The 14,888-nt window shown below is 60.6% G+C and carries 10 protein-coding genes; 3 read left to right on the top strand and 7 right to left on the bottom strand.

The window, feature by feature from the left end:
• Positions 1 to 12 precede the first annotated feature (12 nt).
• The 7 genes from Q7L05_RS10855 to nfo form a co-directional block, all read right to left on the bottom strand.
• Complete coding sequence (locus tag Q7L05_RS10855) at positions 13 to 3,729, bottom strand: translocation/assembly module TamB domain-containing protein (protein WP_303906095.1); 3,717 nt, start codon at positions 3,727 to 3,729, stop codon at positions 13 to 15.
• An 8-nt stretch (positions 3,730 to 3,737) separates the two neighbouring features.
• Positions 3,738 to 5,510, bottom strand: coding sequence for an autotransporter assembly complex protein TamA (locus Q7L05_RS10850; protein WP_303906092.1), 1,773 nt, complete (start codon positions 5,508 to 5,510; stop codon positions 3,738 to 3,740).
• 182 nt (positions 5,511 to 5,692) lie between these two features.
• Positions 5,693 to 7,042 (bottom strand): nicotinate phosphoribosyltransferase, encoded by a 1,350-nt coding sequence (locus Q7L05_RS10845; RefSeq protein ID WP_303906090.1) that lies wholly within the window; start codon positions 7,040 to 7,042, stop codon positions 5,693 to 5,695.
• Positions 7,043 to 7,448: 406 nt separating this feature from the next.
• Complete coding sequence (locus Q7L05_RS10840; RefSeq protein ID WP_303906087.1) at positions 7,449 to 7,676, bottom strand: hypothetical protein; 228 nt, start codon at positions 7,674 to 7,676, stop codon at positions 7,449 to 7,451.
• A 119-nt stretch (positions 7,677 to 7,795) separates the two neighbouring features.
• Positions 7,796 to 8,533, bottom strand: coding sequence for a carboxy-S-adenosyl-L-methionine synthase CmoA (gene cmoA, locus Q7L05_RS10835; protein ID WP_303906084.1), 738 nt, complete (start codon positions 8,531 to 8,533; stop codon positions 7,796 to 7,798).
• Positions 8,534 to 8,736: 203 nt separating this feature from the next.
• On the bottom strand, positions 8,737 to 8,973 hold the full coding sequence (locus tag Q7L05_RS10830) for a hypothetical protein (RefSeq protein WP_092991387.1): 237 nt from the start codon (positions 8,971 to 8,973) through the stop codon (positions 8,737 to 8,739).
• A 377-nt stretch (positions 8,974 to 9,350) separates the two neighbouring features.
• Positions 9,351 to 10,208 carry a deoxyribonuclease IV gene (gene nfo / locus Q7L05_RS10825; protein ID WP_303906078.1) on the bottom strand — a complete coding sequence of 286 codons (858 nt, stop codon included), beginning with the start codon at positions 10,206 to 10,208 and terminating at the stop codon, positions 9,351 to 9,353.
• Between the two features lie 434 nt (positions 10,209 to 10,642).
• Between nfo and guaA the strand changes: the two genes are divergently transcribed.
• The 3 genes from guaA to tadA all read left to right on the top strand — a co-directional run bounded on the left by guaA (position 10,643) and on the right by tadA (position 14,826).
• A complete protein-coding gene (guaA, locus tag Q7L05_RS10820; RefSeq protein WP_303906075.1) occupies positions 10,643 to 12,220 on the top strand; it encodes a glutamine-hydrolyzing GMP synthase in 1,578 nt (525 codons plus the stop codon).
• Positions 12,221 to 12,871: 651 nt separating this feature from the next.
• On the top strand, positions 12,872 to 14,095 hold the full coding sequence (gene serB, locus Q7L05_RS10815) for a phosphoserine phosphatase SerB (protein ID WP_303906073.1): 1,224 nt from the start codon (positions 12,872 to 12,874) through the stop codon (positions 14,093 to 14,095).
• A gap of 266 nt (positions 14,096 to 14,361) precedes the next feature.
• On the top strand, positions 14,362 to 14,826 hold the full coding sequence (gene tadA / locus Q7L05_RS10810) for a tRNA adenosine(34) deaminase TadA (RefSeq protein ID WP_303906070.1): 465 nt from the start codon (positions 14,362 to 14,364) through the stop codon (positions 14,824 to 14,826).
• Positions 14,827 to 14,888: the final 62 nt, after the last annotated feature.

Raw genomic sequence — 14,888 nt, 5'->3', positions numbered from 1 at the left:
GAGCCGTAGCTCTCAGCGCTCAATGGTGTAGAACAGGTCGGTTCCGGCCTGTTCACCACTTTCGGCCTCGAGCGTCCAGTTCGTACCCAGGTCGTAACGGATGCGAACCCGGTTGACCGCTTCGGCAAAAACCACCACATACTGCAGATAAAGGCGTGGTGACAGATGGGTGCCCAATACGAGAGATGCGGCTTCGCTTTGCGGGTCTCTTTCGACTTCAACCTCCTCGATGCCGAACTCGCTGCCGATTTGCTGGGCAAGAAAATTCCCGCCGCGCAGCCCGAGTGACAGTGCCGCATTGTAGAGCAGGTCGCCTTCCGCGCGGCTGGCCCGGCTCAAGGGTCGTCCGACAATCAGGTAGGCGAGGGCGTCGCTCTCCTCCATGGGCGGTTCGGAGAACAGACGGATCTCCGGGTCCTTGAGCTGTCCGGTCACTTCGATGCCGGCCGTTACCTCTTCCACGACCCGAATGGCACGTAGATCGATGGCCGGATTGGCCAGCGGGCTTGCCGCAAAGAGTAGCCGCCCCTCGCTGATGGTAAGTTCCTGGCCGTAGGCTTCATAGCGTCCCTCCAGGATGCGCAGCTCTCCATTGGCGGTCGCCGCCTGACCGGGTTTCTCCGAGATGGCCAGACGACCGGAAAGCCGGCCGGAAAAGCCGTATCCCTCCAACGCGATACGATCACCGAACGTGACGGTTACATCGGTACGGGTTCGCCAGCCGGGCCTGGCCGCGGTGGGTACATCCTCCCGGATGACGACCACATCGGGAGAGCGTTGGATGGTTTGAGGGAGTTCGCGCAGCTCGATATCGGCCCGGGGTACATGCAATCGACCGGTAACCGTCACCAGGCCTGGCACGACTTCCAGTTGCAGATCGGGGCTCACAAAGACCCGGGCGTAGGGCAATTGGCTCGCCTCGAAGTCCTCTCCCGAAACCATTCCCGATACCCGCCACGCCTCCGCAGTGCGTTGAAGACGACCCTCCAGGGTGATTTGCCCCCCTCCGGAAACGGCTTCGCCGCTGAAGCTCAGTTCGTCTTCACCAACGGCACGCAGTTCCAGTCGGATCGGTTGAATACGAATGCCGGCTGGAATAATGAAGGCGCTGCCATCTTCGAGGAGCAAGCTGCCGTCGATTTCGGGACTGCCCATTGTTCCCGCCACCCGGAAGTTTCCCGTGACTTGCCCCTCGGGATCGGCTACATCGGAAACGAGCAGGGAAACCCAGCCGAGCCGGTTTGCGTTGAGTTCTATGGTTCCATCGATGGGTGCATCGGACCCGAAAGGCAAAGTGCTGGACGACCGGACCCTTGCCCGCAGGTGTCCGCCGCGCTCCGCGGAAATCTCCAGGTCGGCCGATGTTCCCTGATGGTCGCTTTTGGCGACCAGCAGGGCGGTCTTTATATCGAAGGCGAGGTCCCTTTCTCCTTCGCCCCAGGTAACGCCTGCGCCCATCGCCGCCACTTCCGCGTCGAGATAACCGGAGGCGGCATCGGCTTCGATGCTGGCGTTCACGACACCATCGATCCGAACATCGGTATCGGCAATGAACGGGGATATCGTGGTCAGCGGGAATTGACTTAACTGGAGTTGTCCCAGGCTGCCTTCGACACTCGTACAGGCTCGCGCCTCAGCGGACGACCAGCAAAGCGCTTTTAGTACGATGCCGCTGCTATCGGCGGACAGGGATGCGGGGGCTGATTGCTGCCAGGTGGCGGGCGGGAGCCCGCGAACGGCGCCATCGGTTAACTGACCACTCCAGCTCCCCGATGCGTAGCCGCCGATGGCCGTTTGGGTGAAAAAGATATCGCTGCCAGCGGCTTCGGCCCGAATGGAGTGACTGGGTGCGCTGCCGTTGGCCGTGATGGTCACGCGGTTGAGTGGGGGTATATGGGGGGCGCTGAATTCCGCGATTTCGAGTTCTGCATCCCAGGGCACCTCCCCCGCCAGATCGATGTCGGCATGCAGGTTTGCCGCTACGGATCGGATATCCCGAACCGCGAGCCTTTCGGCCGAAGCGTTGAGGCGGATTCGTGGAGACCCCCTCGCGCCATCCAGCCGACCCGATGCACGGATGCTTCCTTGCAGTTCGGGATGGACGATGCCGAGTTGCGGGGCCTCCAGTTGCCAAGCCATCGTCCAGCTCTCTTCCACGACGCCCGAACTGCTGAGCGAAGCCGTCCCGATGCTCAGTTGCAAATGCTCAAGAACGAATCGGGTACCGGCCAGCTGTGCGGCGGCACTTCCGGCCAGCGGTTCGCCACGAAGGTTTCCGGACAGGCTGTCGACGGTGATGTTTGCGGTGGCAATTCCTTCCGGCGGCAGAATCCCGCCTCCCTGGATGGCAAAGCCGATCTCGCCGGGCCATGCCGGGAGCAGGGCGGCCGGGTCGAATCCGCTGCCGTTCAGATTGGCGTCCCAGGCCAGGCCATCGGCCCATTCCAGCCGCCCGCTACCGGCCGCCTCGCCGTCGAGCCATGCGAGTTGGAGGCTTTCGGCCTCTAGCTGTTCGCGATTACCAGCGCCCAACAGGTGGAGTGTCGCAGGCGGCTCGCCGGGGCGCTTCAGCTGCAGCGAGGCATCCACGGTATAATCGGAAAGAGTGCCCGAGACCGTAAGCTTGCCTTGCGGACTCCCCGCCAGCGGATCAGCGTCCGGCAGGGGCCAGGAGAGATCCTGCCAGTCGAGCGTTAGCCGGACATCCTCTACCAGATCCGGCGTGTCGAATGCCGGCATCCATACCCCCTTGGCCTGAATCCGGGCGGGACCATCCACCTGCTGTAACTCCAGCTGTTCCAGATTCCAGAGTTCACCGGCCTGCAAGCGGCTGTCGATACCCCAGCGGCCCAGTTCAGGGTCATCGACAGACAGAACACTGGTCGCAACAAAGGCCGCTGCCTGACCTTCGCCGGTGATTGTCCCTGCCACGGTGACCGGACGCCAATCGCCTCTCAGTTGATCGAGACGCACTCCGGCGGTTTTCAGGCGCGCATCCCAGCTGAGCGGCTCTGCCTGCCAGTCGAGTCCACCTTCTGCCTCCATCACGAAGGGCTCTGTAACTCGCTGTTGGAATCGAGGTTTGGCAAGTGTTCCGCGTATACGACCGGCGCCGGCGATCGGCTGTGCCAGCTGCGCAACGCTGACTTGCCAGTCTGTGGTCAGGTTGATGGCCATGGCGGGCAGCGTACCGATATCTCCTTCGGCCTCGAATCGCCCCCAGGGGCCTTTAATCACCAGATGTGCCAATTTCAATCCGGCTTGCTCAAATCGCGCCGAGAGTTCGCCATTGTCGATGGCAAAAAGAGTCTCGGCTCCCCTGAGCACCTTCAGATTGTTGAGCCGAACATCAGCGAACCTGATCGCGAAAGGCAGGTTGAGTCCGCTGAATGGCTGCTGCTCTCCTTCCTCTGGTTTGGCCTCGGGTAGACGGACGTTGATCTCGCTGCCGGCCAACTGTCTAAATGAGAGGGTGCCCTTCAGCAGGGCCAGGGGTTGCCAGTCCAGGGTGAGCTGCGTGGCGTCGATAACGGTATCCCCCGAGCGGATTCTCAGCTCTTGCGCCTCTAGCGGGCCGGCCAGGGTCCCGCGGAGGGAGTCGGCCGAGAGCCCGATTCCCGTCCATGCCCGGGCACCAGCCCAGGCCCAGCGTAATCCCGATTCGGTGTTCACCAGCCATGCGGCACCTGCCACTACAAACACGAGGACGATAAGCACGGCTGCTGCCAATCGACGCTTCACAGCTCAGGCCCGATGTTGATGTGGAGCCGCCAGGGATTGCCGGACTCGCTGACCGCCGAGGCGACATCGACGCGGATCAGGCCAAAGGGGAGTTTGTAGCGGACGCCCACTCCCGCCCCCTGGGACAGCTCGAAGCCACTGGTGCTGTTAAAGGCGTTGCCTTGATCGACGAACAGCGCAGCGCCCCAGTTATCGCTCCAGAAATAGTCGTATTCCACACTTCCGACTAGAAGGTGCTTGCCGCCGATGACATCCCCTTCGCTGTTTTCCGGGCCCAGTGTCTGATACCCGTAGCCACGGACGCTGCTGTCTCCCCCGGCGAAAAAGCGTAGCGAAACCGGCAAGCGGTCAAAGTTGGAGGTTTCCGATGCACCGGCCTCGAGCCTGGTTATCAGCCTCCCTCCCAGGGTCGTGGTGATGTAGTTGCCGCGGATTGTCGCCTGGGCCAGATTGGTTGAGGAGAGCACGGATTCGGATGCCCCCTTCAGCCCGGCCGCCAGTCGCCAGCCGTGCTGGGGGACGAGGCGGTCGTCCACCACCACGCGCTGCCAGCCGATGCCCGGCACCAGCATATTGGCACGCTCGTCTCCGATCCCGACGTCAAATGTCTCTTCCTGATAATTCAGCGACAGGGTTTGCTGCCATCCCCTTTTCATCCGCGTAATGGCGCCGCCGATCAGGGCCGTTTCGCGGGATGAGGTATCGGTGGTCTCCTCGGTGTAGTCCGCGGTGAAGTCCAGAGAGTCGGTTGTCGGCGGGGTGAGCGGGATACGGTAGTTGAAGTTCAGTTCGGTACGGATCTCGGAAGCGATAATCCGGCCGCCGGCCTTGTGGCCGCGGCTGTTCTGCCAGCGCCGGTCGATGCCGATCGTGGTGCGCGGTCCGGTATCGGTCCCATAGCCGATGCCGAACGCATAGCGGGTCCGGTTCTGCATCTCCAGCCGGACATCGATTGGGATCCGTTGCTCCTCCGCCTCTTCGACCAGGGGAATGACGTCGACCCGATCGAAGTAGTCGCTATCCGAGAGCGCCCGCTGAAGCTCAAGCAGTGCGCCGGCGTGGAAGGGCTCTCCGCTCTGGAAACGCGTGAATCGTTCAAGGAGCGATTCACGCAGGGGTGTTTCACTGAAATGAATGGCGCCGAACCGGTAGCGGGGGCCGGTATTCATGTGCAGCGTGATGTCGGCCCGGTTTTCCGGCAGTTCAACGCGAACCTGACTCTCCGACAGTCTCGCTTCGAAGTAGCCATACTGTCTGGCAATGGCCAGCAGATCATCCTTGGCGCGTTCGTAGCTGCCATGTTGCAGCCGATCGCCGGGCTGGAGCGGAAACGTCTGACGCCAGCGTTGAAACACTTCGGTCGAGCCGCCGGGGCCCCGGACCTCCAGATCGAGTAAACCGATCGTGACCGGTGGTCCACGGGTCACATGATAGCGGGCATACCAGGCACCGTTACGCTGCTCCAGAGAAGATTCAATCTCTGCCTGATAGTAACCGAAGGGCTCCAGGGTGTTGCGAATCTCTTCCGGTGTGCGCTGATGCAGAGCCTGGATCCGGTAGCGCGTCAATAGCGGATGCCCCTGTTCCCGCTCCAGGGAGAGGGCATTGCGAATCGTGCTTTTCAAGGGATCCTCAATACCCGTAATCTCGACCTCCAGCCGGGGCGCTTCGGCCGCGGTGAGCGGATCCGGCACCGCGAGCAGGACGACGAACAGCAGCACGGCGAGGGCCTGCATGCGGGTCGGCTTTCGAGAGTGGAGAGGCACCATCCTATAATAGTTCCCCGCCCATAATCGGGCACTCGCTACGAGCGACGAAGGATGGCTACTGCGTCTTGAACCTCGTCACTTATTTACCCATCGCTGTTGGTCAGGATGCTGGTCCCGGACTTTTTGGGCTCCTGCGCCCCCTGCCGCGTCAATGAGGTCGTCCATGACGAACAGCAGGGCTGTTATCGGACTGCCTGTTCGGCTACGAAGCGATCGACAGCGTCGGTCAGGTCCTTCAATGCACTCGAAATCCGGACTGGATAGGACGCGGGCTCCAGGTCACGCAAGGAGGAGGGTAGCATTGCCAACTGCCGCGCTGCGTGTTGCCGGCTCTCCGCCAGGGTCGGTGCATAGCCGACCCGCTCGCCACCGCGCAGGACGGGCCCCAGCAGCGGTTCGCCATCCGGGTTTTCGCCCTCGAGGGCAATGATATCACCGGACATGATGCTGTCGTCATAACACCGGAAGACCTGTTTTCGGCCGGGTAGCATCGCTTTGCCCTCGGAGCGCTTGCGGCGCGCCTGCCCCGCATACTCGGTCAGCTTGTAAGCGCAATTGAGATAGGGGACGTCGGATGAAGTATCCAGACGGGTGCCGATTCCAAAACCCGAAATTGGAGCCGATTGGGCACCGAACTCGGCCAGCTTGTGTTCGTCAAGGTCTCCGCTGGCAAAGATGACCGCCTCTTCGAGATCACCGGCATCCAGAATCTTCCGGACCCTGCGGGCATGTTCGGCCAGGTCACCGCTGTCGAGCCGGACGCCTTTGATGGCGATCCCATCGGCCTTCAGACGGGGCGCCAACTGCACAACCTTTTCTGCCGCCGCTTCGGTATCGTAGGTATCGATCAGCAGAATCACATTGTTCGGCTGAGCCCGGGCGAAGGTCTCGAAGGCATCGGTTTCCCGGTCGTGGGCCTGTATGAAGGAGTGCGCCATGGTCCCATAGAGCGGAATGCCGAAGGCGGGACCTGCATAGACGGTGGCCGTACCGGCGAACCCCGCCAGATAACTGGCCCGTGCCGCATAGAGTGCCGCATCCGCACCGTGTGCCCTGCGCATTCCGAAGTCCACCAGCAGCGAGTCTTTGGGTGCGGCGAGAGTACAACGCGCCGCCTTCGAGGCCAGCATGGTCTGCAGATGCAGGATGTTGATCAGCCGTGATTCGATTAATTGCGCTTGGGGTAGCGGGGCAACTACCCGAAGGATCGGCTCATCGGCGAAAAAGAGGGTGCCTTCGGGCATGGCATCGACATCGCCGGTAAATCGAAGCTTGGCCAGATAGTCGATGAAGCCGGTCCGAAAGCGCCCGCTGTCCGCCAGCCACTGCAGTTCATCCTCTCTAAACTGCAAATTTTCCAGAAAATCAATCAACTGCTCACACCCGGACGCCATCAGAAAATTACGGTTGGCGGGCAGCTTGCGAACGAAAAACTCGAATACCGCGGTCTCCTCCATCCCCGCTTCGAAATAGCCGTCGAGCATCGTCAGCTGGTAGAGATCGGTCAGTAGGGGAGAGGATTGCAATTCCATAGGATCGCCCGTTTGAGATTCCCTTTAAGCATTGGTGAGCCGACCGGCAGGGTCAAACCAAAAACGGTCATTTAGTGCTGATTGCCCGGATTAGACGGGTTCGGCTCCGGGAGGCGGAATGCAGAAGCCGAACAGCCGCTTGGCGGAATGACAACCGGCCGGACACAATGCAGGGTCGCGCATGGACCACTAGTGTCCTGTTACACGTCTTGTGGCGCCTTCAGAGTCCCCGAGCGGCGTCGCAAGCAATGAGCATATCCCTTGTCAAGCGCTGCAACGCCGCACTGGCGTCGCTCGGGGGCTCCCTTCTCGCCTCGCTGACGGCGCCACTAGATGTGACAGGACACTGGGGGTGGCTCGCAGGAACTTGATGATCAGGCGAATCGTTTTCGCCAAGTCAAACGTCTCAGCCGTGGTTTGCTGTCAAATAGGTCAAAACCTTGGCCGCGTCGGCTTCGTGCAGATGGACGCGCAGCAGTTCCGAAAGCAGTGTTTCCATGATCGGGTCGGCGGGTCGGCCGGATTTTCGCTGGCGCAGGTAAAGACGAAGTCCGGACCAGTCCCCAAGCATATGATCCACGATCTCATCCACAAACGAATTATCCGCGGTTTTTTCCGGTGTGATCTTCTCCATCGGTCTCCTTCCCTATTGAACGTTAGGCCTGTGAATGACTCTACCGTTTCGACGGGAATGCCGGTGTGAACCAGATCACCCCTCTGAGAGTGAGTTCCACCCGTTACGTCATTCCACTTTCAGGGTGTTCTGAAAGCCGCGATGGAAGCAAAATTGAAACAGCGAAACCAAGTGTGGACTTTGGCGAAACCGGCGTTTCGCAGACGAGTCTCGTGGGCTTCGATACTTTCGGGAAGAAGAACGTTTTCCAGGGCGGTGCGCTTTTGGCTAATGGCGAGATCGGAATAGCCGTTGGCACGTTTGAAATCCAGGTGCATGGATTCCTGGAACTGCTGTTCACTACTGTCTTCGAATACCACCTTTTCCGACAGGACCAGGACACCGCCGGGACGGAGTCCCTGGTGGATGTGGTGCAGCAACTCGAGCCGCTCATCGGGTTCGATGAACTGTAGAGTGAAGTTCACGATCACCACCGAGGCGTCTTCGATGCCAACTTGGCGTATGTCGGAACAGTGCACATCGACCGGAACCGGAGATTTGTCCGCTTCCAGGTTCGCCCGGCACTGCTCCACCATGGCGGGGGCGTTGTCGACGGCGACAATGCGGCAGCCATTGACGTGTATCCGTCGGCGCATGGAAAGAGTGGCGGCGCCCAGTGAGCAGCCCAGGTCGTAGAGCGTGCTCCCCGGCTGTGCATAGCGCTCTGCGAACAGGCCGGTGAGGGCGATGACCTCGCCGTACCCGGGGACTGAACGCCGGATCATGTCCGGGAAAACGGACGCCACCCTCTCATCGAAAGTAAAGTCGACGATCATCGCCCGGGGTTCGTCAAAGATGTGGTCGCGCTGTTTTGCCATCTGATAGCCTCGTGATGGGCGCCGCAGAGGCGCCGAGCACGCAGAGGGACACAGGAATAAATGGCCTGTGAATCTGCCTACTGTACCTTCAATAGGGTTCTTGCCAAGGGTTGGAAATAATACCGACCTTTATGTTGGTAAACGTTGCGAACCCCTATGCTTTCCGCGTCTCTGCGGGAAATGCTTTTTGTTTATTTGCGGATCTATAGCCAGTGGACGAGGTAGTAGAGGCGGAAGCCTTCCGAGGAACGGGAGGGGCCAAGGACCTTGGCTGGATGCCTGCCGCTGTCCGGGTCGGCAGAAGTCGCTGCCTCTTCGGCGCTCTCTTTCAGCTCTACGCAATTTTCGGGAAACCGGTTGCGCGAACGCCGCGGGGTATAGATCACGGCGTAGTGTTCCTGTACCAGGTTGGTTTCGGCGTCTCGGGGCAAAGTCGGCATGGTTTTCTCCTGGGGATTCTGGCGGAATCAGTCCGCGCCCGACGAATACGGGCTAGTGAAAAAAAATCGCCGCGAGGCGCGCCTCCTACCGGGAGTGTGCCGCCGCTGTCCTTGGTAGGAGGGCCGCCCCCGGCGCGATATACCTTGATCCCATCGCCGCGAGGCGCGCCTCCTACCGGGAATGTGCCGCCGTTGTCCTTGGTAGGAGGGCCGCCCCGGCGCGATATACCTTGATCCCATCGCCGCGAGGGCGCGCCTCCTACCGGGAGTGTGCCGCCGCTGTCCTTGGTAGGAGGGCCGCCCCCGGCGCGATATACCTTGATCCCATCGCCGCGAGGCGCGCTTCCTGCCGGGAGTGTGCCTCCATTGCCGGCCTATCAGGCCGTTTCCATCTCGCCCTCCATCGAATAGAGTAGCTCGATCTCTTCCGGCCAGATGGTATCGTCAATGGTCTCCAGTACCATCGGTATCTCGTCGAAACGCGGGTCGTTCATGATATAGCGAAAGGCCCCTAGTCCAATCTTGCCCTGGCCGATGGAGTGGTGCCGGTCGATCCGGGAGCCGAGTTCGGGTTTGCTATCGTTGAGGTGCATGCCGCGGAGGTATTTGAAACCCACTAATCGTTCGAATTCACCAAAAGTGGTGTCGCAGGCCTCCGGCGTGCGCAGGTCATAGCCGGCGGTAAAGGTATGGCAGGTATCCAGGCAGATGCCGACGCGGGATTTATCCACGACTTTGTCGATGATGGCAGCCAGGTGTTCGAAGCGATAACCGAGGTTGCTGCCCTGGCCGGCGGTATTCTCGATGACGGCGACAACGTCTCTGGTCCGGTCCAAGGCCCAGTTGATGGAGTCGGCAACAAGACTGAGGCTCTCCTCCTCGGAAATCTTGCGGAGATGGCTGCCGGGGTGAAAATTCAGTAGTGGCAAGCCCAATTGTTCACAGCGCTGTATCTCATCGAGAAACGCATTGCAGGATTTTTTCCGCGCCTCACTCTCGGGGTGGCCGAGATTGATGAGATAACTGTCGTGGGGCAACACGTGCTCCGGGGCGATGCCCACCTCCTTCAGATTGGCCTTGAAGGCGGCAATGGTCTCTTCCGTATAAGGTTTGGCTTGCCACTGGCGCTGGTTCTTGGTGAACAGTGCAAAGGCTTTGGCGCCGATGGTCCGGGCATTGTGCGGCGCCTTATCCACGCCGCCAACGGTCTTGATATGTGCTCCGATGCGTTTCACGAGGTGCTGCTCCCCAAATACGTACTGAAAAGGTTGGTCATTATACCGATTCCATGCTTCGCTGTCCGCGCTGAATCCGGTCCTTCCTGTGCAGCCGTGTGTCCATGAGCCCATCGCCGCGAGGGCGCGCCTCCTACCGGGAGTGTGCCTGCGCTGTTCTCGCTAGGAGGGCCGCCCCCGGCGCGACAACCCGTGACGCCAATCGCCGCGAGGGCGCGCCCCCTACCGGGAGTCTGCCTCCGCTGGTCTTGGTAGGAGGGCCGACCTCGGCGCGATATGCCTTGATCCGATCGCCGCGACGGCGGGTTCCCGGTCCGGCGGTATTGGGAAAAGTTGCACGGTGTCCACGTTTCCCCGATCATTGGTGGTTTAGCCGGTTTTCGCACAAATTGAGACCGGCCGGGCCTTCCAAGCATTCGATCCAGAGAGAACCCATGTCCGTGGACATCCATTCCCATCGTATCCTCATCCTCGACTTCGGCTCCCAGTATACCCAGCTCATCGCCCGCCGAGTGCGCGAGGCCGGGGTCTATTGTGAACTGCACCCGTTCGACATGGAGGAGGAGGCGGTTCGCTCCTTTGCGCCCGATGGGGTCATCCTCTCCGGCGGCCCCGAAACGGTAACCGCAGCAGAAACGCCGCGGGCCCCGCAGGCGGTTTTTGAACTCGGGGTCCCGGTGCTGGGGATCTGCTACGGCATGCAGACCATGGCGGCGCAGCTGGGTGGCACCGTGGAGTCCTCGGATCACCATGAATATGGTTATGCTCAGGTCCGGGCCCGCGGACATACCGCCCTGCTCAAGGATATCGAGGACCACACAAGCCCCGAGGGTTACGGCCTGCTGGATGTCTGGATGAGCCATGGCGATCGGGTCATCGATCTGCCGCCCGGCTTCAAGCCGATGGCCTCTACTGAAAGTGCTCCCGTGGCTGGCATCGCCGATGAAGAGCGGCGCTTCTACGGCCTGCAGTTTCACCCGGAGGTGACGCACACCAAGCAGGGTCAGCGCATTATCAACCGTTTCCTGCACGATATCTGCGGCTGCTCCGCCGACTGGACACCGGGCAATATCATCGAAGACGCCATCGGTTGGGTTCGGGAATCGGTAGGCGATGAGCAGGTCCTGCTGGGCCTTTCCGGCGGGGTCGATTCATCGGTGGTGGCAGCGCTGCTCCACAAGGCCATCGGCGAACAGCTCATCTGCGTGTTCGTGGACAATGGCTTGCTACGTCACGAGGAGGGCGATCAGGTGATGGCCACCTTCGCCGAGCACATGGGTGTGCGGGTGATCCGGGTCGATGCCGAAGAGCGTTTTCTCTCCAGGTTGAAAGGCGTTACCGATCCCGAGCAGAAGCGAAAGATCATCGGTAACACCTTTATCGATGTCTTCGACGAGGAGGCCGGCAAGCTCGAAAGGGTAGGGTGGCTGGCCCAGGGGACCATCTATCCGGACGTCATCGAGTCCGCCGGGGCAAAGAGCGGCAAGGCCCACGTGATCAAATCGCACCACAATGTGGGGGGGCTGCCCGAGGAGATGAATCTCAATCTTCTCGAGCCGTTGCGTGAACTGTTCAAGGACGAAGTGCGCAAGATCGGGGTCGAACTCGGCCTGCCCGCCGACATGGTCTATCGCCATCCCTTTCCCGGACCGGGGCTTGGGGTGCGCATTCTCGGTGAAGTCAAAAAGGAGTACGCGGATATCCTGCGCCTGGCTGACCACATCTTCATCGAAGAGCTGCGCAAGCAGGATCTCTACGACAAGACCTCCCAGGCGTTCTGCGTCTTCCTGCCGGTCAAATCGGTGGGTGTGACCGGCGACGGGCGCCGCTATGAGTACGTGGTGGCCATGCGCGCCGTGGAGACCATCGATTTCATGACCGCCCGTTGGGCGCACCTGCCCTACGACTTCCTCGATCACGTCTCGCGACGTATCGTCAACGAGATTAACGGAATCTCACGGGTAGTCTACGATGTGACCGGCAAGCCTCCGGGCACTATCGAATGGGAGTGACCGCAGTGGCGAGGAAAAAACAGATTGCGAGTCCTCTCGGTAACCACGGGGCGCACGGGGAAGAAACCCGAAACAACCGATTTTACCCCGCACTCCCGTGTACCCCGTGGTCAGTTCTTCATTGATTCGGAGCCGCGACAGCGGCGGGTACGGCTCGCAATGACAACGGTGGGGAACTCGCCGCTCGCCACTAATATCGTAGGATGGGGTGAGTAAAACGAACCCCATCGCTGGCCCGAGTGTATCGCGTTCGGAGTTGCGACTCGGCACGCGCACACGAATCGATGGGGTTCGCAGGCTCACCCTGTCCTACATTCGGTGTAGCCATGTTGAGTTCTTCAGGAAGAGCTTGGGTGGTGCGGCAATCCTGGTTTGAGAGTGAGATTGCTGCTCCTCCTGATGAACTTGCCCCCGCTGTCATTACGAGGAGCCCCGGCGACGAAGTAATCTCCTGCTCCCAAAACCCCAGATTGCCGCGTCGCTGGGGCTCCTCGCAATGACGGCTGAACGTTCGTCACCGATTCGGGGCCGCGTGCGGCGGGTACGGCTCGCAATGACAGCGAGTCGGGAAGTTATAGTGAGGAACCGTTATGGTCCACAATGTGCTTCACACGGCGAGTCCCTCGCCACTAGCCACTAACAGCTACCTCTATGAGTGAAGTTGTCCTTGTTACCGTAGTCGGGCCCGATCGGCCTGGGATTACCGCGGCCCTGACCGGCTGTCTTGCCAATTACAATGTCACGATCCTGGATGTCGGCCAGTCGGTGATCCACGACACCGTGTCGCTCGGGATGTTGATCGAGTTGCCCCGGGACGCAGGAGGCTGCCTGGTATTCAAGGACCTGTTGCTAAAGGCTCATGAACTGGACCTCAATGTTCGCTTCACGCCGGTCAGTGAAGAAGACTATGAACAGTGGGTCGCGGCCCAGGGACAACCGCGACATATCGTCACCCTGTTGGGCCGCCAGATCAGTTCCCTTCACCTGGCCCGGGTGGCAGAGGTGGTGGCACAACACGGCCTCAATATCGACAACATCACCCGCCTGACTGGCCGCATCTCCCTGCGCAGGCCCGATGAGAAACGTATCGCCTCGGTAGAGCTCTCCATCCGGGGCGATGTCCCGGACCTGACGATGCTGCACGTCGATTTCCTGGAGGCCGCCCGGGCATTGGAAATCGACATCGCCATTCAGGAGGACAACATCTATCGTCGTAACCGGCGACTGGTTTGCTTCGATATGGATTCGACGCTGATTCAGGCAGAAGTGATCGACGAACTGGCGCGGGAAGCGGGTGTGGTGGAGCAGGTCGCGGCGATCACCGAGGCCGCCATGGCGGGTGACCTGGACTTTGCCGAGAGCTTTCGAAAGCGGATGGCCCTGCTCGAAGGATTGGATGAATCGGTGCTGCGCGAGATTGCCGAACGCCTGCCCATCACGGAAGGCGCCGAAAGGTTGATTCGCAATCTGAAACGTTTCGGTTACAAGGTCGCCATTCTCTCCGGCGGCTTCACCTTTTTTGCCGAACACCTGAGGCGCAAGCTGGGTATCGATTACGTGTTTGCCAATCCGTTGGATATTCGCCAGGGCAAACTGACCGGGAAAGTGAAAGGTGAAATCATCGATGGCCGTCGCAAGGCCTATCTGCTTCATCAGCTGGCCGCCCAGGAGGGGATCTCATTGGAGCAGGTGATTGCCGTCGGTGACGGCGCCAACGATCTCCCGATGCTCTCCATTGTCGGGCTCGGCATCGCCTTTCATGCCAAGCCGGTGGTCAAGGAGCAGGCCCAGCACGCCATCACCACCCTCGGTCTCGATGCCATTCTCTATCTACTCGGCATGCACGACCGCGATCTGGCCGACACTCGCGACTGACGCCGATACCGATATCCAGTGGTAGGGTGCATTCTTCAAATGTAACTACTCAGCCCCTCCGTCATTCCCTGTCACCCCCGGGCAGGCGGGGGGGGGTAGGCGGGATCCAGAGAACAGAAGCATGGCTCAAAATGGATCCCTGCCTACCCCCCGCCTGCGCGGGGGTGACAGGGGAAGACGGATTTCCTGGGGCCGTGTGCGATCACGCGGGCGAGCAGTTACCTTCAAAATGCACCTTTCGTAATAGCTAACGAAGCTTTCCTTCGATGAATAACACCGAAACTGACGACATCCGGTTCATGGCACAGGCCCTGAACCTTGCTCGCCGTGCGGGAGAGGAGGGGGAGGTGCCGGTTGGTGCCCTCATCGTGCGGGATGGAAACGTAATCGGTGAGGGCTGGAACCGCCCCATTGCGGAGCACGATCCCACCGGTCACGCGGAGATCCGGGCACTGCGGGATGCATCCCGACGGGTGGGCAATTATCGCCTGCCGGGTACTACCCTTTATGTCACCCTGGAGCCTTGCCCGATGTGTGCCGGTGCCATGGTTCACGCGCGCATCGCACGAGTGGTTTTCGGGGCGGCCGATCCCCGCGCCGGTGCGGCAGGTAGCGTCTTTAATCTCCTGCAGAGCGAGTCACTGAATCATCGATCCACCATTACGGCGGGCATTCTGGCGGAAGAATCGAGTGATCTGTTGCGTCGGTTTTTCCGTTCGCGGCGCTGCTGATGCAACATAGTGTACTGTTGCATGCTTGGCGATACTTTCAGAGCCCCCCAAAAACGTCAGGA

Origin of the sequence: Thiohalomonas denitrificans, from assembly GCF_016841685.1 — a bacterium.
Classification (GTDB): domain Bacteria; phylum Pseudomonadota; class Gammaproteobacteria; order Thiohalomonadales; family Thiohalomonadaceae; genus Thiohalomonas; species Thiohalomonas denitrificans_A.
This window is presented reverse-complemented; position numbering and strand designations above follow the sequence as displayed.

Coding starts and splice junctions, on each gene's coding strand:
- Q7L05_RS10845 (WP_303906090.1), bottom strand. CDS start 7,042: ATGGAATTGCAATCCTCTCCCCTACTGACCGATCTCTACCAGCTGACG.
- Q7L05_RS10830 (WP_092991387.1), bottom strand. CDS start 8,973: ATGCCGACTTTGCCCCGAGACGCCGAAACCAACCTGGTACAGGAACAC.
- tadA (WP_303906070.1), top strand. CDS start 14,362: ATGAATAACACCGAAACTGACGACATCCGGTTCATGGCACAGGCCCTG.
- guaA (WP_303906075.1), top strand. CDS start 10,643: ATGTCCGTGGACATCCATTCCCATCGTATCCTCATCCTCGACTTCGGC.
- Q7L05_RS10850 (WP_303906092.1), bottom strand. CDS start 5,510: ATGGTGCCTCTCCACTCTCGAAAGCCGACCCGCATGCAGGCCCTCGCC.
- cmoA (WP_303906084.1), bottom strand. CDS start 8,533: ATGGCAAAACAGCGCGACCACATCTTTGACGAACCCCGGGCGATGATC.
- Q7L05_RS10840 (WP_303906087.1), bottom strand. CDS start 7,676: ATGGAGAAGATCACACCGGAAAAAACCGCGGATAATTCGTTTGTGGAT.
- serB (WP_303906073.1), top strand. CDS start 12,872: ATGAGTGAAGTTGTCCTTGTTACCGTAGTCGGGCCCGATCGGCCTGGG.